General features: G+C 42.7%; 27 protein-coding genes. 2 read left to right on the top strand and 25 right to left on the bottom strand.

Annotation, left to right across the window (positions count from 1 at the left end; translation table 11 throughout):
* From rplE to H9626_RS08575, 23 genes are all read right to left on the bottom strand, one after another.
* The gene (rplE, locus tag H9626_RS08685) at positions 1-558 is read right to left on the bottom strand and encodes a 50S ribosomal protein L5 (protein WP_007559375.1); all 558 of its coding nucleotides are present in this window, start codon (positions 556-558) and stop codon (positions 1-3) included.
* Between the two features lie 2 nt (positions 559-560).
* Entirely contained in the window at positions 561-881 is a 321-nt protein-coding gene (gene rplX / locus H9626_RS08680; protein ID WP_191710218.1) for a 50S ribosomal protein L24, read from the bottom strand.
* Between the two features lie 20 nt (positions 882-901).
* Entirely contained in the window at positions 902-1267 is a 366-nt protein-coding gene (gene rplN, locus H9626_RS08675) for a 50S ribosomal protein L14 (RefSeq protein ID WP_191710217.1), read from the bottom strand.
* 2 nt (positions 1268-1269) lie between these two features.
* Positions 1270-1527, bottom strand: a complete 258-nt coding sequence (gene rpsQ, locus H9626_RS08670; RefSeq protein WP_191710216.1) for a 30S ribosomal protein S17 — start codon at positions 1525-1527, stop codon at positions 1270-1272.
* A gap of 11 nt (positions 1528-1538) precedes the next feature.
* A complete protein-coding gene (rpmC, locus tag H9626_RS08665) occupies positions 1539-1733 on the bottom strand; it encodes a 50S ribosomal protein L29 (protein ID WP_191710215.1) in 195 nt (64 codons plus the stop codon).
* A gap of 6 nt (positions 1734-1739) precedes the next feature.
* On the bottom strand, positions 1740-2171 hold the full coding sequence (rplP, locus tag H9626_RS08660; protein ID WP_191710214.1) for a 50S ribosomal protein L16: 432 nt from the start codon (positions 2169-2171) through the stop codon (positions 1740-1742).
* Positions 2172-2192: 21 nt separating this feature from the next.
* On the bottom strand, positions 2193-2924 hold the full coding sequence (rpsC, locus tag H9626_RS08655) for a 30S ribosomal protein S3 (RefSeq protein WP_191710213.1): 732 nt from the start codon (positions 2922-2924) through the stop codon (positions 2193-2195).
* Positions 2925-2930: 6 nt separating this feature from the next.
* Positions 2931-3338, bottom strand: a complete 408-nt coding sequence (gene rplV / locus H9626_RS08650) for a 50S ribosomal protein L22 (RefSeq protein WP_191710212.1) — start codon at positions 3336-3338, stop codon at positions 2931-2933.
* Between the two features lie 42 nt (positions 3339-3380).
* On the bottom strand, positions 3381-3650 hold the full coding sequence (rpsS, locus tag H9626_RS08645; RefSeq protein ID WP_013618002.1) for a 30S ribosomal protein S19: 270 nt from the start codon (positions 3648-3650) through the stop codon (positions 3381-3383).
* A 22-nt stretch (positions 3651-3672) separates the two neighbouring features.
* The gene (rplB, locus tag H9626_RS08640) at positions 3673-4494 is read right to left on the bottom strand and encodes a 50S ribosomal protein L2 (RefSeq protein ID WP_191710211.1); all 822 of its coding nucleotides are present in this window, start codon (positions 4492-4494) and stop codon (positions 3673-3675) included.
* 7 nt (positions 4495-4501) lie between these two features.
* Entirely contained in the window at positions 4502-4792 is a 291-nt protein-coding gene (rplW, locus tag H9626_RS08635) for a 50S ribosomal protein L23 (protein WP_178255866.1), read from the bottom strand.
* A gap of 17 nt (positions 4793-4809) precedes the next feature.
* Positions 4810-5439, bottom strand: a complete 630-nt coding sequence (gene rplD, locus H9626_RS08630) for a 50S ribosomal protein L4 (protein ID WP_178255865.1) — start codon at positions 5437-5439, stop codon at positions 4810-4812.
* Positions 5439-6056 (bottom strand): 50S ribosomal protein L3, encoded by a 618-nt coding sequence (gene rplC / locus H9626_RS08625; protein ID WP_178255864.1) that lies wholly within the window; start codon positions 6054-6056, stop codon positions 5439-5441. Before rplC ends, rplD begins: the two co-directional genes overlap by 1 nt.
* A gap of 20 nt (positions 6057-6076) precedes the next feature.
* Complete coding sequence (gene rpsJ / locus H9626_RS08620; protein WP_002558075.1) at positions 6077-6382, bottom strand: 30S ribosomal protein S10; 306 nt, start codon at positions 6380-6382, stop codon at positions 6077-6079.
* A gap of 94 nt (positions 6383-6476) precedes the next feature.
* The gene (gene fusA / locus H9626_RS08615) at positions 6477-8594 is read right to left on the bottom strand and encodes an elongation factor G (RefSeq protein WP_178255863.1); all 2118 of its coding nucleotides are present in this window, start codon (positions 8592-8594) and stop codon (positions 6477-6479) included.
* Between the two features lie 38 nt (positions 8595-8632).
* Entirely contained in the window at positions 8633-9109 is a 477-nt protein-coding gene (gene rpsG, locus H9626_RS08610) for a 30S ribosomal protein S7 (protein ID WP_178255862.1), read from the bottom strand.
* 148 nt (positions 9110-9257) lie between these two features.
* Positions 9258-9665, bottom strand: a complete 408-nt coding sequence (gene rpsL, locus H9626_RS08605) for a 30S ribosomal protein S12 (protein ID WP_013618009.1) — start codon at positions 9663-9665, stop codon at positions 9258-9260.
* Between the two features lie 180 nt (positions 9666-9845).
* Positions 9846-10766, bottom strand: a complete 921-nt coding sequence (locus H9626_RS08600; RefSeq protein WP_178255861.1) for a sugar phosphate isomerase/epimerase family protein — start codon at positions 10764-10766, stop codon at positions 9846-9848.
* A 9-nt stretch (positions 10767-10775) separates the two neighbouring features.
* Positions 10776-11651, bottom strand: a complete 876-nt coding sequence (locus tag H9626_RS08595) for a 3-keto-disaccharide hydrolase (RefSeq protein ID WP_178255860.1) — start codon at positions 11649-11651, stop codon at positions 10776-10778.
* 42 nt (positions 11652-11693) lie between these two features.
* Positions 11694-13181, bottom strand: coding sequence for a glycoside 3-dehydrogenase (locus tag H9626_RS08590; RefSeq protein WP_178255859.1), 1488 nt, complete (start codon positions 13179-13181; stop codon positions 11694-11696).
* A 77-nt stretch (positions 13182-13258) separates the two neighbouring features.
* Positions 13259-14335: a disaccharide 3-dehydrogenase gene (locus tag H9626_RS08585; protein WP_178255858.1), complete on the bottom strand. Its 1077-nt coding sequence runs from the start codon at positions 14333-14335 to the stop codon at positions 13259-13261.
* An 82-nt stretch (positions 14336-14417) separates the two neighbouring features.
* The gene (gene tatC, locus H9626_RS08580; RefSeq protein WP_178255857.1) at positions 14418-15254 is read right to left on the bottom strand and encodes a twin-arginine translocase subunit TatC; all 837 of its coding nucleotides are present in this window, start codon (positions 15252-15254) and stop codon (positions 14418-14420) included.
* Positions 15255-15279: 25 nt separating this feature from the next.
* Positions 15280-15510, bottom strand: coding sequence for a Sec-independent protein translocase subunit TatA/TatB (locus H9626_RS08575; RefSeq protein WP_178255856.1), 231 nt, complete (start codon positions 15508-15510; stop codon positions 15280-15282).
* Between the two features lie 276 nt (positions 15511-15786).
* Here H9626_RS08575 and susR point away from each other — a divergent pair, with 276 nt between their 5' ends.
* The gene (gene susR, locus H9626_RS08570) at positions 15787-17427 is read left to right on the top strand and encodes a SusR family glycan utilization regulator (protein WP_191710210.1); all 1641 of its coding nucleotides are present in this window, start codon (positions 15787-15789) and stop codon (positions 17425-17427) included.
* Positions 17428-17524: 97 nt separating this feature from the next.
* Here the strand turns inward: susR and H9626_RS08565 are convergent, their stop codons facing one another.
* Positions 17525-17851: a DUF3467 domain-containing protein gene (locus H9626_RS08565; protein WP_178255854.1), complete on the bottom strand. Its 327-nt coding sequence runs from the start codon at positions 17849-17851 to the stop codon at positions 17525-17527.
* Between the two features lie 405 nt (positions 17852-18256).
* Here H9626_RS08565 and H9626_RS08560 point away from each other — a divergent pair, with 405 nt between their 5' ends.
* Positions 18257-18898 carry a hypothetical protein gene (locus tag H9626_RS08560; RefSeq protein WP_178255853.1) on the top strand — a complete coding sequence of 214 codons (642 nt, stop codon included), beginning with the start codon at positions 18257-18259 and terminating at the stop codon, positions 18896-18898.
* Between the two features lie 437 nt (positions 18899-19335).
* Here the strand turns inward: H9626_RS08560 and rpoC are convergent, their stop codons facing one another.
* On the bottom strand, positions 19336-23622 hold the full coding sequence (rpoC, locus tag H9626_RS08555; protein ID WP_178255852.1) for a DNA-directed RNA polymerase subunit beta': 4287 nt from the start codon (positions 23620-23622) through the stop codon (positions 19336-19338).
* Between the last annotated feature and the right edge of the window lie 67 nt (positions 23623-23689).

The following is a 23689-nucleotide window of genomic DNA, read 5'->3' as shown; positions in this document are numbered from 1 at the left end:
TCAATCTTTTTTAGCGTTTTTAAACGGTAAACCGAACTCTTTCAACAAAGCATAACCTTCTTCGTCTGTTTGCGCAGAAGTTACAAAGGTAATGTTCATTCCGAGAATCTTCGTAATGCTATCAATATTGATTTCAGGGAAAATTATTTGCTCCTGAATACCCAACGTATAATTACCTCTTCCGTCGAATTTGCTTTCGATACCTTTGAAGTCACGAATACGCGGCAAAGCTACACGAACCAATTTTTCAAGGAATTCGTACATTCTCTCGCGACGCAAAGTTACCATCACGCCGATAGGCATTTTTTTACGCAACTTGAAATTCGCGATATCTTTACGAGATACTGTCGCAACAGCTTTCTGACCCGTGATTGCAGTCAATTCATTGATAGCAACATCTATAATCTTCTTATCAGCCACAGCCATACCCAAACCCTGATTAATAACAATTTTTTTCAAAACAGGGATCTGCATAGATGAAGAGTATTGGAACTGATTCTTCAACGCAGGAGCAATGCGCTCTGCATATTCTTTCTTAAGGCTTGCAGTATTACTCATTATTAAATCTCCTCTCCTGATTTTTTAGCATAACGAACAAATGTTCTTCCATCAGAACTTTCTCTTCTACCTATACGAGTCGGTTTTCCCGTTTTCGGATCAACCGGATTCAAGTTGGAAATGTGAATAGGAGCTTCCTGCTTCACAATACCGCCCTGAGGATTTTTAGCATTAGGTTTGGTATGCTTTGATACCATATTAATACCTTCTACCAGAGCACGTCCTTCTTTAACGAGAACTTTCAACACACGGCCAGTTTTCCCCTTGTCTTCACCGGAGTTTACATAAACTGTATCGCCTTTTTTAATATGTAATTTACTCATTACTTAAATCTTTTACAAAATTAAAGTACTTCAGGTGCAAGTGAAACCACTTTCATATTGACAGCACGCAATTCTCTCGCTACCGGGCCAAAGATACGACTTCCCCTAATTTCGCCTGCGTTGTTCAACAGAACACAAGCATTATCATCAAAACGAATATAAGAGCCGTCAGCACGACGAATCTCTTTCTTTGTACGCACGATCAAGGCCTTAGATACCGCACCTTTTTTAATATCACTTGAGGGGATAACGCTTTTTACAGCAACAACAATAACATCCCCAACAGAGGCGTAACGTCTTTTTGTACCGCCCAAAACACGAATACAAAGAGCTTCTTTTGCGCCGCTGTTATCACATACTGTAAGTCTGGATTCTGCTTGTATCATAATTACTTAGCTCTTTCGATAATTTCAACCAATCTCCATCTCTTCATTTTGCTCAAAGGACGAGTTTCCATAATGCGAACGGTATCACCCATCTGACATTCATTCTTTTCGTCATGAGCATAGTATTTCTTCGTTTTAGAAACGAACTTTCCATAAATAGGGTGTTTCTCTTTAAACTTAGCAGCAACAGTAATGGTCTTGTCCATTTTATTGCTAACCACAACACCCGTTCTTTCTTTTCTTAAATTTCTAGCTTCCATGAGGACCATTATTATTTGTTAAGTTCTCTCCGACGCAACTCACCCTTCATACGCGCAATCGTCCGACGCAACTTCGCAATCTGCATAGGATTTTCCAACGGAGAGATCGCATGATTTAAAACCATCTGATTGTAATTGGCGATTTCAGTTTGAACTCTTTCTGCCAATTCGTTGGTAGCTAATTCTCTAATTTCTGCAATCTTCATAATTCATTAAGCATTTTGACTTGCGTCGTAATCACGTCTAACAATAAACTTAGTAGTAACAGGAAGTTTCTGAGCTGCAAGACGCAGAGCTTCTTTTGCTACATCAAAAGATACACCTTCTACTTCGATCAATATACGACCCGGAGTTACAGGAGCCACAAAACCTTCCGGAGCACCTTTACCTTTACCCATACGTACGTCTGCCGGCTTACGAGTAATAGGTTTATCCGGGAATATACGGATCCAAATCTGACCTTGACGTTGCATATATCTTGTTACAGCAATACGAGCTGCTTCAATTTGGCGACCTGTGATCCATTTCGTTTGCAATGACTTAATACCAAATGAACCAAAAGCCAACTGATGACCTCTCTGGGCATTGCCTTTCGCGCTACCTTTCTGCTGTCTTCTGAATTTTGTCTTTTTCGGTTGTAACATAATTCCTAAAATTCAAATTCGTTAGCGATTGTTGTTTTTCTTTCTACGGAAATTCTTTCCGCCATTGTTACCGTTTCCGCCACGGCCATTGTCTTTTGTTTGAGTAAAGTTTGGAGCCAATTCACGTTTTCCATAAACCTCACCACGACAAATCCAAACCTTAATACCTAACAAACCAACTTTAGTCAACGCTTCTGCATGACAATAGTCGATGTCAGCACGGAAAGTGTGCAGCGGAGTACGTCCTTCCTTATACATTTCAGAACGCGCCATTTCTGCTCCGTTCAAACGACCAGAAATAAGCACCTTGATACCCTCAGCACCCATACGCATGGTATTCGCAATAGCCATCTTAATAGCACGACGATAAGCAATCTTGCCTTCAACCTGACGCGCAATATTATTAGCAACAATCACTGCGTCAAGTTCCGGTCTTTTTACTTCAAATATATTAATTTGGATATCCTTATCGGTGATCTTCTTCAACTCTTCTTTCAACTTATCAACTTCTTGACCACCTTTACCAATGATAATTCCCGGGCGAGCAGTACAAACAGTAATTGTCACCAATTTCAGCGTACGTTCAATAACAATTCTTGAAACGCTGGCTTTTGCAAGTCTGGCGCTCAGATACTTACGAATCTTGCTATCTTCAACCAAAGCATCGCCATAATTTTTGCCACCGTACCAGTTAGAATCCCATCCTCTGATAATTCCTAAACGGTTGCTTATCGGATTAACTTTCTGTCCCATCTACTCTTAATTTTTATCATTAGTATTTTTAGAATCAACGAACAAAGTCACATGATTTGAACGTTTGCGAATTCTGTAACCTCTACCCTGCGGAGCCGGTCTCATTCTTTTCAGAGTTGCTCCTCCATCAACAAAAATCTTAGATACAAACAATTCGCCGTCTTCAGCTTTACGTTCGTTTTTCTGTTCCCAATTAGCAATAGCAGAGCGCAACAGTTTTTCCACTCTTGCAGAAGCCTCTTTTGAAGAGAATTTCAAAACGCCAAGTGCACGGTTTACTTCCATACCGCGAATCATGTCAGCCACGAGACGCATTTTACGCGGAGAAGTAGGCACATTTCGCAATTTTGCAAAATACATGGTTTTAAGGGCTTCTTTTCTTTTTTCAGCCGATATTCTTTTTCTTGCTCCCATTATATTTATTACTTTATTATTTCAATTTAAAGTATCCTGCTATTATTTTTTCTTGTTACCAGCATGACCACGGAATGTACGTGTTGGAGCAAACTCACCCAACTTATGTCCAACCATGTTTTCAGTAACGTAAACAGGAATAAATTTGTTTCCGTTATGAACTGCAATAGTATGCCCTACGAAATCAGGCGAAATCATTGAAGCTCGAGCCCAAGTCTTAACAACTGATTTCTTGCCGCTTTCATTCATAGCCAGCACCTTCTTTTCCAGTTTTACATTAATATATGGACCTTTTTTTAATGAACGACTCATAATTTACTCAATTAATCAGTTATTACTTTCTTCTCTCAATAATATACTTAGAAGATTGCTTCTTAGGTGCTCTTGTCTTCAAGCCCTTAGCATACAAACCTTTGCGTGATCTCGGGTGTCCTCCAGAAGCACGTCCTTCACCACCACCCATCGGGTGATCAACAGGGTTCATAACCACACCACGGTTGTGCGGGCGACGTCCTAACCAGCGAGAGCGTCCAGCCTTACCTGAAGCTTCCAAAGCATGGTCAGAATTACCAACACTACCGATAGTAGCCTTACAAGAGCTCAAGATTTTTCTTACCTCACCAGAAGGCAATTTAATCACACAATACTGACCTTCACGAGAAGTCAACTGAGCAAAATTTCCAGCCGATCTTACCAAAGCAGCACCTTGTCCCGGACGCAATTCAATATTATGAATCACCGTACCTACAGGGATATTCTCCAAAGGAAGAGCGTTACCAATCTCAGGCGCCGCATCTGCCCCAGACAATATTGTGCTACCTACCTGTAATCCATTAGGAGCAATAATATATCGTTTTTCACCGTCAGCATAAAACAACAAAGCGATACGAGCCGAACGATTCGGATCGTATTCAATTGTTTTAACCACTGCCGGAACACCGTCTTTATTTCTCTTAAAATCAATAACACGATATTTTCTCTTGTGACCACCACCGATATAGCGCATGGTCATTTTTCCTACATTGTTACGGCCACCCGTAGAACGTTTTCCATATACAAGAGATTTTTCTGGTACCGATGCAGTAATTTCTTCAAAAGTACCAATAATTTTGTGTCTCTGCCCCGGTGTCGTGGGCTTAAATTTACGTACTGCCATCTTCTACTTAAATATTGCTATAAAAATCAATAGTATCACCTTCTTTCAACGTAACAATCGCTTTCTTATAAGCATTTGTACGTCCTTTGATAAGACCCGATTTTGTATAACGAGTCTTATTCTTGCCTGCATAACGCATCGTATTTACAGCAAGAACAGTCACATTATATAAAGCCTCGATTTCACGCTTAATTTCCAATTTGTTAGCGTCAGGACGAACAATAAACCCAAAACGATTGAGTTTATCGGTCAACTTCGTCATTTTCTCCGTAACCAACGGTTTAATAATCATTCCCATATTACTTCTGCCTCCTTTTATTTAACTAAGGTTTCCTCGATAGCTTTCAAAGCACGTTCTGTAACGACAAGAGTTTCCGCATTCAATACAGCGTATGTATTCAGTGCAGAAGCTATCGCCAAATTAGTGCGCTCCAAATTACGAGCCGACAAATATACGTTTTTATTTGCTTCAGGCAAAACCATAAGCAGCTTTTTGCCAGCTACTTTAAGATTATTCACAACATTTACAAAATCTTTTGTTTTAGGAGCTTCAAAAGAGAAGTCTTCAACAACTACGATGTTATTAGCCTGAGCCTTATAAGACAATGCTGACTTACGAGCCAAAACTTTAACTTTCTTGTTAAGTTTGAAGCCATAGTCACGAGGTTTCGGACCAAAAACACGAGCACCGCCTACCAACAACGGAGAATTAATATCACCGCGACGTGCGCCGCCGCCACCTTTCTGACGTCCTAATTTACGCGTAGACCCGCTGATTTCGCTTCTTTCTTTAGACTTATGAGTTCCTTGACGTTGGTTAGCCATGTACTGCTTTACGTCCAGATAGATAGCGTGGTCATTCGGAGCGATTCCGAAAACAGCTTCATTCAAAGCCACTTTTCTTCCGGTATCTTCACCCTTGATATTTAATACGTTAACTTCCATTATTTCTCAATTAATACGATTGAACCTTTGCAACCCGGAACAGAACCCTTAATCAACAGCAAGTTATGTTCAGGAATTACTTTTAATACCTGCAAGTTATGAGTTGTTACTCTGTCGCCGCCCATGTGACCTGCCATACGCATTCCTTTGAATACTTTTGCAGGGTATGAACATGCACCGATAGAACCCGGTTTACGGGCACGGTTGTGCTGACCGTGAGTAGTCTGACCCACACCACCGAATCCATGACGTTTTACTACGCCCTGAAAACCTTTACCTTTAGAAGTACCAACAACATCAACATAAGCTGCATCGTTGAACAGTTCTACGGTAATAGTGTCACCTAAATTCAATTCCTCTGAGAAATCTTTGAACTCGGCCAAGTGTCTCTTAGGAGTTACTCCTGCCTTTTTAAAATGACCCATCAACGGTTTGGTAGTATGTTTCTCTTTCATGTCTTGGAAACCTACCTGAACGGCAGCATAGCCATCTTTTTCTACAGTCTTAATCTGAGTAACTACACAAGGACCAGCTTCGATAACAGTGCATGGCACATTTTTGCCATCAGCACTGAAAACGGATGTCATTCCGATTTTCTTTCCTAATAATCCTGGCATTTCAATTAAATTTTAATTCATTAAACTTTAATTTCTACTTCTACTCCACTCGGCAATTCCAATTTCATCAAAGCATCTACTGTTTTTGCAGTTGAGCTATAAATGTCGATCAGCCGTTTGTAAGAAGACAATTCAAACTGTTCACGTGACTTTTTGTTAACGAAAGTCGAACGGTTTACGGTAAAAATACGCTTGTGTGTAGGCAATGGAATCGGACCACTTACAATAGCACCCGTAGCCTTCACAGTTCTTACAATCTTTTCAGCTGACTTGTCTACCAAGTTGTGATCGTAAGATTTCAGTTTAATTCTGATTTTCTGACTCATGTGTTATTTATTAAATAATTAAATGTTATAAATAAATGAAGCATGAGGGTTAAGAGTCATTCGCTAACCCTCATCAGCTTCAAATTTTCTATTGTTATACCAAGTCTACGCGACCTTTAACTTCTTCCAACACAGTCTTAGCGATAGAGCTTGAAACCTGTGAATGATGATCATAAGTCATTGAAGACGTAGCACGACCTGAAGTAATCGTACGCAAAGCTGTTACATAACCGAACATTTCTGCCAGCGGAACCATTGCTTTAACGATACGAGCACCAGAACGGCTGGTTTCCATACCTTCTACCTGACCACGGCGTTTGTTCAAGTCACCGATAACATCACCCATGTTTTCTTCCGGAGTTACAACTTCCAGCTTCATAATGGGCTCCATCAATACCGGTCCTGCCTTCACGCACGCATTCTTGTAGGCTTGGATTGCACAGATTTCGAAAGACAACTGGTCAGAGTCTACCGGGTGGAAAGAACCATCCTTCAACACAACCTTCAATGAATCGAGCGGGAAGCCTGCCAAAACACCATTCTTCATAGCTGTTTGGAAACCTTTCTGTACAGAAGGAATAAATTCCTTAGGCACATTACCACCCTTCACTTCATCAATGAATTGCAGACCACCTTGCTTCCAGTCTTCATCAACCGGACCTACGGTTACAATAATATCGGCGAACTTACCGCGACCACCAGACTGCTTCTTATAAACCTCGCGCAGTTCAACAGTCTTCGTAATTGCCTCCTTATAGTTAACTTGCGGACGACCTTGATTACATTCTACCTTGAACTCACGTTTCAAACGGTCAATGATGATATCCAAGTGAAGCTCACCCATACCAGAGATAACCGTCTGACCTGTCTGTTCGTCGGTACGAACTGTAAATGTCGGGTCTTCTTCTGCCAATTTAGCCAAACCGTTAGAAAGTTTATCAAGGTCTTTCTGAGTCTTAGGCTCAACAGCGATACCGATAACCGGTTCAGGGAAGTCCATAGATTCAAGAACGATAGGAGCTGTTTCATCACACAGCGTATCGCCTGTACGGATATCCTTAAATCCAACACCGGCACCAATATCTCCTGCTCCGATTACTTCTACCGGATTCTGTTTGTTTGAGTGCATCTGGAACAAACGAGAAACACGTTCTTTTTTACCAGAGCGAGAGTTGTAGATATAAGAACCAGCTTCAACCTTACCTGAATAAACACGGAAGAATGTCAAACGTCCTACATACGGGTCAGTGGCAATCTTAAATGCCAAAGCCGCAGTTTTTTCGTTTTCATCCGGTTTGCGGTCTTCTTCAGCACCTGTATTCGGATTTGTACCGACAATGTTCGGAGTATCCATCGGCGACGGCAAGAATGCACACACATAATCCAGCAAAGTCTGAACACCCTTGTTCTTGAATGAAGAACCACACAACATCGGAACGATTTCCATCTTCAAAGTTCCGGCACGCAACGCACGCAAGATTTCTTCTTCGGTAATCGTTTCAGGATCTTCGAAGTATTTTTCCATCAGCGCATCGTCGAACTCGGCAACTTTTTCCAACATTTTGCCTCTCCACTCTTCTGCTTCAGCCAACAGATTTGCCGGGATTTCCTCTACGTCGTAATCAGCACCCATCGTTTCATCGTGCCACAGGATAGCTTTCATCTTAATCAGGTCTACTACCCCTTTGAAGTTTTCTTCTGCACCGATAGGAATTACTACAGGACACGGATTAGCGCCTAACACGTCTTTCATCTGGCGAACCACTTCAAAGAAGTCGGCACCTGAACGGTCCATCTTATTTACATAACCGATACGAGGCACATTATATTTATCAGCCTGACGCCATACGGTTTCTGACTGAGGTTCAACGCCACCTACCGCACAATAAGTTGCCACTGCACCGTCAAGCACGCGCAATGAACGTTCAACTTCTGCAGTAAAGTCCACGTGTCCCGGAGTATCAATCAAGTTGATTTTATACTTATTACCTGCATAGTTCCAATATGTGGTTGTAGCAGCCGAAGTAATGGTAATACCACGCTCTTGTTCCTGCTCCATCCAGTCCATCGTAGCCGCACCATCATGAACTTCACCGATTTTATGAGTCAAACCGGTATAGAACAGAATACGTTCAGAAGTCGTAGTCTTACCGGCGTCGATGTGCGCCATGATACCGATGTTACGGGTCAAATGCAAATCATGTTTAGCCATTTTGTTTCCTTCTTTAATTTATTGTTATACTTGATTGATTAGAATCTGAAGTGAGCGAATGCACGGTTAGCTTCAGCCATACGGTGCATGTCTTCCTTACGTTTAAATGCTCCACCCTGTTCGTTGTAAGCGTCAAGAATTTCAGCACACAATTTGTCTGCCATTGACTTACCGCCACGTTTGCGGGCAAAAGAAATCAAGTTTTTCATTGAAATCGATTCCTTACGTTCAGGACGAATTTCAGTCGGAACTTGGAAAGTTGCACCACCGATACGGCGAGATTTAACTTCCAGTTGCGGAGTTACATTATCCAAAGCTTTTTTCCAAACATCCAAAGCTGATTTTTCTTCACCCGGAAGTTTGTTTTCAATTGCTTTCAGTGCATTGTAGAAGATTTCGTAAGCAGTATTCTTTTTACCGTCATACATCAGATGATTCACGAATTTTGAAACCTTCTGTTCATTGAATACCGGATCCGGCAGGATCACACGTTTTTTAGGTTTTGCTTTTCTCATTTTGTTTGATAATAATGTTTAAGTTTGGGGCTGCATTTTTGTTTTCTTCAACGCTTCCTCCGAAGCATTTACTCAACCTTAAAGCCTTTCCTGCAAACCAAAACGAATTAATAAAAGTCTTTTCTAAAGGATTGACTCGGCAGGTTTATTATTTCTTACCCTTTCCTGCCGGAGCTGCTTGTCCCGGTTTCGGACGCTTAGCGCCGTATTTTGAACGTCTTTGCGTACGTCCTGCTACACCGGCAGTATCCAATGTACCGCGAACGATGTGATAACGTACACCCGGAAGGTCTTTCACACGACCACCGCGTACCAATACGATTGAGTGCTCCTGCAAGTTGTGACCTTCTCCCGGAATATAAGAGTTCACTTCCTTAGAGTTTGTCAGACGTACACGGGCAACTTTACGCATTGCTGAGTTCGGTTTTTTCGGAGTTGTAGTGTAAACACGCACGCACACACCACGTCTCTGCGGACATGAATCCAGCGCCGGAGATTTACTCTTGTCAACCAAAACCTTTCTTCCTTTTCTTACTAACTGTTGAATAGTAGGCATTTTGTTTGATTTTTAATTATTATTATATTGTTTATTGTTTTTCCAATCCTTGTCGAAACTATACATTTCGGGCTGCAAAATTACAAATAACTTTTTAATTGACAAACAGTTTTCTAACAAAAAAGTCCATCATCCCATTTTTTGGAATGATGGACTTCTTTTTATAGAGCTTTTATGAGGTTATTTGCGATAAGATGCCTTTACAAACGGAGCTTCCAGCAAATAATCCAAACTTTCTTTAACACTTTTCAGGACATCAGAAGTGCTGTAATTTTCTATTTCGGCTACAAGATCTTGTGTTCCTGCCACATCGGTATTCCCGAATATGGCATCATAACCTACCATGCCGCTCTGCCCGATTTCCCGATGGTCTTTGATGTGGAGCATCTTAAAGCGTCCGGGATATTGATGGAAATAATCTACCGGACTGTTTTGCCCACGCACGGTCCAATACACATCCATTTGAAAGAATACGTATTCGGGATTGGTGTGTTGAAGCATGTAGTCGTACATCACCTCTTTATCTTCTACTTTCTGAAACTCATGTGCGTGGTTATGATACCCGAAAAGGATTCCTGCCTCTTTACAACGCTTGCCGATTTCATCAAAATAACGACAATACAGAGCCAAGTCTTTTACTGTCTCAGGTACGCCGAGCCACGGAAACACGATGTACTTCATTCCTGCGGTTTTATGGTCAGCAATGCATGTATCCCACCATTTCAAGGCTTCGGTCAAGTCTCCGGAAGTCAGTTCTTCGGCTGTCAACATACGACTGCAATGAGAAGACAAGACTTCCATTCCGGTACTTTCAACATCTTTCCGGAAATTTTCCGGACTTCTCCCGTAAAACTTTCCGTCAGCATAATTGGCTGCCTCCACGCTGGTATATCCCATTTGAGCCAATTTGTTCAGCACGTCCATGTATTCAGATGAAGGTTGCCCATCCTTATTCACCCCATCCAACAGACTTCTGACTGAATAAAGTTGGATGGACACTTCCTTTTTAGTCACTTTTTCACTTTGTTCTACCTTTGTACATTGAGAGCATATCACTCCCAAAGCAACAAACAGGCATAGATAAAGAAGACGACTTTTCATAGGCTATGATTAATCCAAGATTTTCACACGAATGTTGCGATACCAAACATCATCGCCGTGGTCTTGCAATCCGATGAAACCTTCATGATTTTCACCGCCGCAATTATTCAGCAATTCGAATGCCAACGGCCATTTTTCTTTACTGAACTTACTGTTTTCAAGCATCTCCGTCCATTGCGGAGTCCACAAATGGTATTCCAAAACGTTTTCTCCATTTTGTCCGTGCACTACCGTACCTTTATATACCATGATTTTAGCCGTGTTCCATTCTCCGAAAGGTTTTGCGTTTTGCGGAACAGCCGGAATCATGTCGTATAATGAAGCTGCCTGACGGTTATTATCCTTACCTAATTTCGCATCAGGATGGTTTGCATTATCCAATACCTGAAACTCCGGAGCTGAAATGTAAATCGGTTCCAAAACTTCCTTTCCGTCTTTATCTGTGGATGTGACTTCCTGAGCCAAATACAAGATACCGGAATTACCGCCTTTAGAGATTTTCCATTCCAATTCCAACTCAAAGTTTTTGAACTTGTGAGCGAAAATCAAGTCGCCACCTTCCGCAGTCTGAGCTTCACCGCCTCCGCTGCCGTTAAATTTGATGCAACCATCTTCGATAACCCAGCGAGAAGGCACATTGTCTTTTCCGTAGCCTCTCCATCCGTTGAAAGTCTTACCATCGAAAATCGTGATATACCCGTCTTTATCTACCGGCAGTGACAAGCTGTCTGTTTCAGCAGCTTTCATTGATTTAGAGTAAGACAACATTTGAGTTGTGGGTGCTTCTTCTGCAGTTGTTTCAGCAGCTTTCTTGTTTCCTCCGCCACATGCGGTCAATGCACCTGTAATAGCCAAACAGGTCAATGTGTAAAATACTTTTTTCATGATATTGTTATTTTTAATGATGAATTATACTTCTGTGTTATTTTATCGGGGCATATCCGGCAAATTCCAACCGGTACGATACTGATGCTTAATCAATTCTTCAGCGAAAGCACGCGCATTAACCGGCTCCGTCCATGTTTTGTTGAATGAAGGATGTCCATCGTGAATCGTAAAGCCGTCTTTAATGCAAGTCTTTATGGTTTCATCATCACCGATATTCGTGAATCTCATATTCTCGCCGTCCCATTCCAACGTGCGGTTCAATGCCTGAAGACGTACAGCCAATACACCCATTACTACCATTTCATTCAACGGACCTGCTTCCGAGAAGTCGGATTTGGTCTTTACACGCGATTCGGGACTTTCTTTACATGCACGCACCCAATCTTTTTCATGACCACCCGACATCGCATTCGGTACACGACGGCATACTTTCGGCGCATTCGGTACACGACCGGAAAGCAAGAACGGATGTTCACCGTAGCAACCGCATATCAGCGTGTCTTTGGTTCCGTGGAAAATAGTCAGACCGCCACCGCTTTGCATCAGCTGCATGGTAGCCGGGAAACCTTTCGGACGTTCGGGCATCATGCCTCCATCGTACCAATGTATTTCTACTTCCGGCATGGCTACTTTCGGCATATTGTCACGAGCCGGGAAAATCATTTTCACATGTTGTGCCTGTGGAGCACAAGCGTTCAGCAACAAGGTGGAAGACGCTTCTACCTTTGTCGGGTATTTCAAATGCAAGGCTTTAAACGGTTGGTGCAGAATATGACACGCCATGTCGCCCAGCGCACCGGTTCCGTAATCCCACCATCCACGCCAGTTCCACGGTGTATAAATCGAGCTATACGGATTCATCTTTGCAGGGCCGGTAAACAAATCCCAGTTCAGGGTTTTGGGGATACGCTCTTCTTTTTCGGGAGCATTCAACCCCTGCGGCCAAATCGGACGGTCGGTAGCACATTCTACTTTCGTCACCTCACCTATTTCTCCGTTCCAAATCCATTCGCAAACCAAATCGGTTCCTTCATCCGATGAGCCTTGATTACCCATTTGCGTAGCCACACCCGTAGAAGCGGCGAGCTTGGTCAGCAAACGTGATTCATATACCGAGTGTGTCAGCGGTTTCTGGCAATATACGTGTTTACCCATCGTCATAGCATCAGCGGTAATGATGGCATGTGTATGGTCGGCCGTTGCTACGATAACCGCATCAATCGACTTGCCCATTTCGTCGTACATCTTCCGGTAGTCCCAATATCTTTTTGCATTCGGAAATTCATCAAATACACCTTTGGCATACTTCCAGTCAACGTCACACAACGCTACGATATTTTCCGTATCTTTCACATGCAAAATGTTGGCATGACCCATTCCACCGATACCGACAGCCGCAATGTTCAGCTTGTCTGAAGGTGCTACATGCCCGAAACTCTTACCTAAAATTGAACTGGGAGCAATGGTTATGCCGGCAAGCGCCGCAGCTCCCGTTTTCAGAAAATCTCTTCTTGAAACGTTTGACATAATCTTACATTTAAAGTTAATATAAAAAGTTAATGATTGCCTATATCTTTATTTTATGTGTCCCCCGATTGATTCATCTATCTGTTTGGCAACAGGCCATAGCCGTTTTTCATCGTACGCCTGCGTTCGCGAATTTCTTCTAAGGTCTCCAAAGTGCCAATGGCAGGCAGGTCGTGCGATTTGGCGTCCGCCAAGAACTTCCATGCATATTCCGATGCAAGTGCAGAATCACGCATCTTGGGAAGCAGCGGAGACGCTTCGCCTGCCAAAATGCTATCGGCAAACCGATTACACAATACATCAATGTTTTTCCCACCAAAGGGTTTCTCTATCCGCAAAGTCTGATTAACCCCATGAAGTTCGACAACCGCCGTCTTAAAATCGTGCGTCATACGGGCGATTCCTTTCGTCCCTATCAAGTCAACGTATGAATTATGAGTCTGGTCTTTAGAAAGTTGTCCGTAGACGAAACCTTGCGTGATATCGAACACAATGCCATTCTGGAACGTGCCGTGGCATTGCAGCCACCACGGTTCCTTGTAGCTCCACATGTCGATAGCCTGTGCGTGCCATGTCTTATAATCGCATCCGGCATACCAGCGGGCGATATCTACATAGTGCATACCGCAATCGTGGAAAGCAGGTCCTTCGTACTCGTGTCCTTCGCCGGGAGCCAAACCGGGTGTCATGTGACAAACACGAATAATAGCCAGCTCACCCAATTCGCCTGCCTCGACAAATGCTTTCAACTGCTGATGATACCATGAATTACGGAGATACAAGTTAACCGTAGATATTCGGTCTGAATGTTCAGTCATGCCGACAACTTCCCATTCGCGTTCAATGGTGTCGGCTATCGGTTTCTCCGACAAAATGTGTTTCCCGTAACGGAGTGCCTTTTCTATCTGCTCTTTCCGGTTATTAGCCAGCGTAAACAGTCCCACTGCCTGAACGCTTTCATCCTCGAACACAATATTTTCATCGTCTACTATCCGAGATTCGGGCGAAAGTTCCTTCGCCACTTCACGTGAACGGGGACTGATGTCGCAAATGTATGCCACATCCCATCTGCCGCTCTTTTTCATTTCGTCCAGATAAAACCTGCCCATTCTGCCGAAGCCTATAAGCCCTACCCTAATTTTTGTATTTTTCATAATTTAACAAAGAAGATTGTTTGTGCCTCAGAGCCCATTTAAACGAAATTACTTTATCAGAAAATTCAAACAGGCTCTTATATTAATTTTCGGTTTTTACTTCTGGCTTGACCAGAAATGCGCTTATTTCCCATAATATATATATAGGTATAAATACAGCCATAAGTGTAAAAGGATCTGACGAAGGCGTTATGACAGCCGCCACCACCATCAGTACCACCACGGCATGGCGACGGTACTTCTTGAAAAAGCTGCGGTTTAAAATGCCAAGTTTCGACAGCAACATCGACAGCAATGGCAATTCGAACATAATACCCATCATAAAAATCAGCATCAGGAAATAACTCATATACGAATCCAACGACAACTGATTGGAGATATTCGGACTCAACTCATACGAGTATAAAAAACGCAGCGTCAAGGGAAACACCACAGAATAGCCTACCACACAGCCTATGAAAAACATGACCGTCCCAAACACGAACGCCCATCTCACCCCTTTCTTTTCATTGTCGTACAGAGCCGGACAAACAAATTTCCACACCTCATAAACAAGATAAGGGAAGGTGATGAGCAACGCCAGCCAGAACGACAACGACATGTGAATAAAAAATTGTGAAGCCAGCTTGATGTTTATCACATCTACGCGGAAAGGTTTGCCGATAAAATCAGGCAACATCGAAAATGCAACTCCTGTTTCCTGTTCCGTCCAATGGCTGAAAGCCGTTCCCGCTTCTGCAATCCAACGGTAAAGAAAAAAATCATTGCTACACGGAGCCATCACCACGTGGTCGAACAAATAGGGTATAAACATGAATCCCAGCAACATAAAGATTCCCCATGCCACCAATACCCTTATCAACATCCACCGGAGGGCTTCCAGATGATCCCAAAAAGACATTTCCGACTGCTCTGCCATACCTAATCTCCTCTACACTGAAATATTATTTCTTTTCCACGCCTTGCGTCGTTCCCGGATTCGGTTCGTCAACGTTGATGTCTTTGTTAATGTCTTTTTCTATTCCATTCACGCCTTCTTTAAAACTTCTTACGCCTTTACCTATTCCGCGCATTAATTCCGGTATTTTTTTACCGCCGAACAGCAACAGTACGATAAAAACAATCAGAAGAATCTCCGATGTTCCGATAGAACCCAAAAAGAGTAGTGTATTCATAATAAAATCTTTTTAAATAAAACAATGTGTTTACGGTTCCCGAAGGCTTTTATTGCAAAAATAAGAAACAAAAGCCTATCTCTTCAAACTAAATACAAAGTAGTAGATTGTTGAGAGAAAAAACAAGCTGACACACAATATTTTAATAAAAATTACAACAAAAAAAGAGTAGATTGCTTAAAAGATATTTTGCAGACTTTTCCGGATTATAGCTTACATATAAACAAAATAATTCGTACTTTTGACAGCGGACATCTTTGTTAAAAATCAAGAGCTATGATAAAGCAATACTTATTGGCAATACTACTATTATTTCCGCTATGCGCTTCGGGAGAGAACGACCTGAAAACGCTATCGGATTCGCTCAACGCCATACTCGAACAGAAGCAATATTACGTTGCACTGAAAGAAAAGCAGATAGAAAGTATCAAGCAGACGCTAAAAGATTCTACGCTTTCTATCGGAGAAGAATACGAGATAAACGCAACCCTCTACGAAAAATACCAGAAATTCAATACTGATTCGGCCGCACGATACATTCAAAGGAATATCGAAATAGCTGTGGCGTTAGGGAAAGAACATGCTGAATACGACTCCTGCCTGAAACTCTCATTGCTTTACTCAATGTGCGGGAAATACCGCGAAGCAGAGGAAATCTTAAAACGACTTCAGGCGATAAAACTTCCTGCCGACCTGAAGGCTGCATACTATAATGCCTACTACCGCTTTTGGGAATATTATGCCATCTCGACGGGAAACACCCCTTACGCCCGCCAGCAATGCAGGATATATCAAGACTCGATACTGACGGCATCCCAGACCACATCGGTTAACGCCAGATTAGAACAGGGGTTCAGACTCATGGAAACGAATCCGGAAAAAGCAGAAAAGCTACTGACTAACTTACTTGCGACTGAACAGGTGGGAACTCCCGAGTATGCGATGATAACTTGTGGTATCGCATACGCTTACCGGGGATTGGGGAACCGAGAGGAAGAAAAAAAATATTTCATGTTATCTGCCATTGCCGACATTCAAAACGCCACACGTGAAACGGTCTCACTTCAATCGCTTGCCATGATAGCTTACCAAGAAAATAACTTAGACCAAGCTTTCCGTTTCAGTCAATCGGCCATAGAAGATGCAGCCGCCTCCGGCATCCATTTCCGTGCCCTCCAGATGCACCCGTTCTACTCTATCATCACCTCTGCTTATAAAACGGAACAGACCAAAGTGCGGACAAACCTCACCATATATCTTACAGTGGTGTGCTTGCTCGCCGGCGCACTGGCCATATTGGTTTGTCTTACTTACAAGCAAATGAGAAAGACTTTGCGGATGAAAGAAGAACTGACCCAAAGTAATGACAAACTGAAAGAGTTAAGTCGCTCGCTGAAGGAAACCAACCAAATGCTGAACGGCCGCAATCAGCAACTGCAGGAAATCAATACCATCAAAGAACGATATATCGCCCAGTTCTTCGACCTCTGTTCTAACTACATCGACAAGATGGGGCAATATCAGAACGAAATCTATAAACTTGCCATCAACCGCCATTACGAAACATTAATCAAACAGACCAAATCGACTACGGTTATCGATAAAGAATTGAACTCGCTTTACGAACATTTCGACAGTATATTTCTCAACCTCTACCCTACGTTTGTAACCGACTTCAATGAACTACTGCGTGAAGGCGAACAAATCACCCCGAAAGCCGGCAGCCTGATGAACAAGGAACTGCGCATATATGCCCTGCTGCGACTGGGTATCAACGATAGCGGGAAGATTGCCAGTTTCCTGCGGTGTTCGGTAAGCACCATCTATAACACGCGCACCAAGTTGAGGAACAAGGCACGATGCCCGCGCGATGAATTTGAGGACCAAGTGCTGCAAATAGGAAACACCTCTGAGTAGCACCGGAACACCCCTTACCCATAAAAAAAGCCATTCCGCTTTCTTTGCATCCAAAGAAAACGGAATGGCAAATACCTCATATTCTATAAGCAAAACGTTATGCTTCACCCTTGAAATCGCTCAAAGGCGGAACAAAAGTCTTACCGCCCTGTTGCTGTTCTTCCGGCATACGAATCGGACCAAAATTCTTTTCGTACTTGTTAACGTTATCTTGCAACGCATACATCAAGCGTTTTGCATGTTCGGGAGTCATCACGATACGTGACTGCACGTTGGCTTTCGGCAATCCCGGCATAATACGTACAAAGTCGATAACAAACTCTGAAGTAGAGTGAGTGATTATCGCGAGATTAGCATACGTTCCTTGAGCCACTTCTTCTTTCAGCTCAATCTGGAGCTGGTTATTTTTGTTTTCGTTTTCCATGATATTTGATATGTTTTTTTTGTTAGCGGAAGCAAATGTAAAAAAAAAGTCGATACGGCAAACATATAAGCCTTGAAAATATTTCAAACCTGTTCAAATTTTGTCCTAACATTCTTATGGCAGTCAATCAAACCGTCTCCCAAAATAACAGAATGTAGCATTTGCCATGAGTTCATTAATAATATCCTCATATTTTTACTGCTCGGCCAACAAATTCATGTAAACAATCTTTTATTTTACAAATATTTTTATAATTTTGCTACAAGGATTATGTAAACGTATAAGGTCTTGCCAGCCTTTGCACACCATAATGCAGATTCAAGAATGTTTATTAATAAAATCAAGATGGCAAAACCTTCGTTCTAACGAAAGTCAACATATTTTTTATTAACCTTAAAATTAGTCATGAGAAAGTTTCGTTTATTATTAGCTCTGTTCTTCTTAAGTTTGTGCATGACGGTTCATTCACAAGAGCAAGAACGCTTTTCGTTTTCGGTAAGCGCAGGTAAAGGTAATTTATTTGGTAAGTCCAATCTCTCAGTAATGGGCTGCGAATATCGTTCGGCATACGACAAAGGTTTCGATGCGAATATGAAAGCGGCTTATTTGGTTAACCGGATTTTCCAGATTGGAGTCAAATATGATTTCTTTCAATCTGCCGGAGATTTTACCCTTTCTAACGGATCGATGGTGGTCAGTGATGCGGAGTTGAACTATATCGCCCCGCAGGTTGGCATCCGGAAAAATATAACGAATAAGTTACTGTGCGAATTCATGGTGGGAGCCGGCTATGTGCACTACAAAAATTCAGGTGAATATGGCGGCAACGAATATAAAGCCACTAAGGGATTCTGTGCAAGCAATTTTGATGCTTCCTTTTTCTACCGCATTTACAACCATGTGTATTTGGGCATAGGTGCTTCGTTTATGGGAGGCAATGCTTCTTCGTTCGATATGGATGGAGCAGGCACTGTGGATTTGGAAGGGCGCGACAAGTTAAAACTGCGCAAGGGCGATGTTTTCGTCACTGTTCGTTGTCAACTTTGATTCAGGTGAAAGTCGTAGTACAAATTTGCGACAGGCTCTAAGACAATGTATCTAGTTGTTGCAACTTTAGAGCCTGCCGCTTAAATTTTCTTCTTTCTCTTTGTATTCAAAGCCTATATAGCTCAATCAATACATGCTTATGGCAGCAAGTCTTCCATGATTGTCAAACCATGAGAAAATTCGTTCTACCACCCCTCTCTTCCCTATTGACTCAAAACCTTTAGAAGTAAGCATTAACGATAGAAGAAACTCATGCGGATAAACTGCTCAACTCATGCGGATGCTTTGATGAAAATAACCGCATGGGTTGATGAGTCTTTCCGTATGTTTTTCAAACCGAATCGCAGACATCTTTTATCCCTCCCCATATACAAACAAAAAAAGCTGCACCAGCGAACTGGCACAGCTTTTCATTATCGTTCAACAGCAAGGAAAGATTATTCTACCTCACTATAATCAAGTACATTCTTCTTGTTTGCCATGATGCGATCGTACTCTTCTTTCGAGCCTACCACAATCTTGTCAAACTCGCGCTGACCCGTACCGGCAGGAATCAAGTGACCGCAGATTACGTTTTCTTTCATACCTTCCAGTTTGTCAACCTTTCCGTTGATAGCGGCTTCGTTCAAGACCTTCGTAGTTTCTTGGAATGACGCTGCCGACATGAAACTTGAAGTTTGCAGAGCCGCACGGGTAATACCTTGCAGAATCTGTGTTGACGTTGCAGGAACGGCATCGCGTGCTTCAACCGGTTTCAGGTCGCGACGTTTCAACATACTGTTTTCATCGCGTAACTTGCGGGCTGTAACAATCTGTCCCGGCTGCAAGTTCTGAGAATCTCCGGCATCTACAACTACCTTCTTACCCCAAATACGGTCGTTCTCTTCGTTGAACTCGATACGGTCTACCACTTGTTGTTCCAAGAAGCGAGTATCACCCGGTTCGTCGATTTGAACCTTACGCATCATCTGACGTACGATAATCTCAAAGTGCTTATCGTTAATCTTTACACCCTGCAAACGGTATACGTCTTGGATTTCGTTTACGATATACTCTTGTACTGCCGTAGGACCCTTGATTGCAAGAATATCGGCCGGAGTAATCGCACCGTCGGACAACGGAGTTCCGGCACGTACGTAGTCGTTTTCCTGCACCAGAATCTGTTTTGACAATGCAACCAAGTATTTACGCACATCGCCTGCCTTAGAGGTTACAATGATTTCACGGTTACCACGCTTAATCTTACCCATTGTTACCTCACCGTCAATTTCAGAAACCACTGCCGGATTCGACGGATTACGTGCTTCGAACAACTCGGTAACACGGGGAAGACCACCCGTGATATCGCCCGCCTTACCTACGGCACGCGGAATCTTAACCAAGATATCACCAGCCTTAACGGTTTGCTTGTCTTCTACCACAACGTGACCGCCCACCGGTAAGTTATAAGTACGGATAATATTACCGTTTTCATCGTTAATGTGGAGCGACGGAACTTTGGTCTTGTCTTTCGATTCAGTAATGATGATTTCACGCAAACCGGTAGCTTCATCTGATTCTACTTTATAGGTTACGTTTTCAATTACTGCTTCGAAATCAATCTTACCCGCAGCTTCGGTAACAATTACGGCGTTGAAGGGATCCCACTTTGCAATCAGTTTACCCTTTTCAACCACATCACCGTCGGAAGCATAGAGCTTAGAACCGTAAGGAACGTTATGGGTAGAAAGAATAATACCTGTATTCACATCGACAAAACGAACTTCAGCCAAACGTCCTACCACAATCTTAACCGGTTCGCCTGTTTCTTCCACAGCATCTACCGTACGCAATTCTTCAAACTCCAGACGGGCATCGTTTTTAGCCACGATGCTTGCATTGGCAGCCATGTTACCCGCGATACCTCCGGCGTGGAAAGTACGCAAAGTCAACTGAGTACCCGGCTCACCGATTGACTGTGCAGCAATGACACCGACAGCCTCACCTTTCTGAACCATACGGCTGGTAGCCAAGTTACGTCCGTAACATTTTGCACAAACGCCTTTCTTCGATTCACAGGTCAATACAGAACGGATTTCAACGCTTTCAATCGGTGATTTTTCGATTTCTTCAGCAATATCTTCCGTAATTTCCTCTCCGGCAGCAACAAGAAGTTTGCCGGTAGTAGGATGTATAACGTCGTGTACAGATACGCGCCCTAAAATACGTTCGTACAGTGTAGCGATAACTTCATCGTTATTCTTCAACGCCGTACAAACCAGACCACGCAATGTACCACAGTCTTCTTCATTGATAATTACATCGTGAGAAACGTCAACCAAACGACGAGTCAAATATCCGGCATCGGCTGTCTTCAACGCAGTATCGGCAAGACCTTTACGCGCACCGTGAGTAGAGATAAAGTACTCCAACACAGACAACCCTTCTTTAAAGTTTGAAAGAATCGGGTTTTCAATAATCTGTGCTCCTTCAGCTCCTGCTTTCTGAGGTTTAGCCATCAAACCACGCATACCAGACAACTGACGAATCTGCTCTTTAGAACCACGGGCTCCAGAATCAAGCATCATGAATACAGAGTTGAATCCTTGATCATCGTTCTTAATAGTCTTATACAAGATGTCTGACAAATCGCTGTTAACGTGTGTCCAAGTATCAATTACCTGATTATAACGTTCGTTGTCGGTAATGAAACCCATGTTATAGTTCATCATGATTTGTTCCACTTCCTCATTTCCACGCTTAACCAGTTCTTCTTTTTCTTTCGGGATAATAATATCTCCCAAGTTGAATGACAGACCACCTTCGAATGCCATCTTATATCCTAAGTTCTTGATACCATCCAAGAACTCGCAGGCACGAGCCACTCCGACTGCCTTAATTACGTCGCTGATGATATCACGCAAAGATTTCTTAGATATGATAGTATTCAAGTAACCACATTCATCAGGAACCAGTTCGTTGACAATAACACGTCCTACAGAAGTTTCTTTGATCATCTTCTTGACGATATTGCCGTTCTCGTCCAAATCGTTCGTAACCACACTTACGATGGCGTGAATATCTACTTTTCCTTCATTATAAGCAATCAAGGCTTCTTCCGGTCCGTAGAAAATCAAACCTTCACCTTTTGCTCCCTTACGCAACTTGGTGATATAGTACAAACCGAGTACCATATCCTGTGCAGGCACAGTAATAGGCGCACCGTTAGCAGGATTCAATATATTGTGTGACTGAAGCATCAACATCTGAGCTTCCAAAACAGCTTCGTTACTTAAAGGCAAGTGTACTGCCATCTGGTCACCGTCGAAGTCGGCATTAAATGCTGTACAAGCCAACGGATGGAGCTGAATAGCCTTACCTTCAATCATCTTAGGCTGGAATGCCTGAATACCCAAACGGTGAAGTGTCGGGGCACGGTTCAACAGTACCGGATGACCTTTCATTACGTGTTCAAGGATATCCCAGATAACCGGTTCTTTACGGTCGACAATCTTTTTGGCAGACTTCACGGTTTTTACAATACCGCGTTCAATCAACTTACGGATAATAAACGGTTTGTAAAGCTCTGCCGCCATCAGCTTCGGAATACCACATTCACCCATCTTCAACTCAGGTCCGACAACGATAACCGAACGTGCAGAATAGTCAACACGTTTACCCAACAAGTTCTGACGGAAACGTCCTTGTTTACCTTTCAAACTATCAGACAATGACTTCAACGGACGATTGGCATCGGTCTTCACTGCGCTCGATTTACGAGAATTATCGAACAATGAATCAACAGCTTCCTGCAACATACGCTTTTCATTACGCAAGATTACTTCCGGAGCTTTGATTTCAATCAATCGTTTCAAACGATTATTACGAATGATAACGCGACGATATAAGTCGTTCAAGTCGGAAGTTGCGAAACGACCTCCATCCAGCGGAACCAACGGACGAAGTTCAGGCGGGATAACCGGTACGATACGTACAATCATCCATTCCGGCTTGTTGCGTCCACGCGAAGCACGGAACGATTCGACAACCTGCAAACGTTTCAAAGCTTCGTTTTTACGCTGCTGTGAAGAATCATTATTTGCTTTATGACGAAGTTCATAAGAAAGCGCATCAAGGTCAAGACCAATCAACAAGTCATAGATAGCTTCCGCTCCCATCTTGGCAATAAACTTGTTCGGGTCGCTGTCTTCAAGGAACTGATTCTCTTTCGGAAGCGTATCCAAGATATCCAAATACTCTTCTTCCGACAGTAAATCATATTTATTAATGCCATCTTCAGCCTTTACACCCGGCTGAATAACAACATAACGTTCATAATAAATAATGGCATCCAGTTTCTTTGTAGGCAATCCTAACAAATAACCGATTTTATTCGGCAATGAACGGAAATACCAGATATGTGCAACCGGAACTACTAATTGGATATGCCCACTGCGCTCACGGCGTACTTTCTTTTCAGTAACCTCTACACCACAACGGTCGCAAACAATTCCTTTATAACGGATGCGCTTGTATTTACCACAATGGCACTCATAATCTTTCACCGGTCCGAAGATACGTTCGCAGAACAAACCGTCGCGCTCCGGTTTATAAGTACGGTAGTTGATGGTTTCGGGTTTCAGCACCTCACCATAAGAGTTTTCCAGAATTTCTTCCGGTGATGCCAGTCCGATAGTAATCTTCGAGAAATTACTCTTTATCTTAGTATCTTTTCTAAAAGCCATACTTTATGTTTTATATAATGAAGTATTAAGAATGGAGAATGGAGGAAGTTGAAAAAACAGCCAATCG

It is taken from the genome of Phocaeicola faecium, assembly GCF_014837055.1.
GTDB lineage: Bacteria > Bacteroidota > Bacteroidia > Bacteroidales > Bacteroidaceae > Phocaeicola > Phocaeicola gallinarum.
This window is presented reverse-complemented; position numbering and strand designations above follow the sequence as displayed.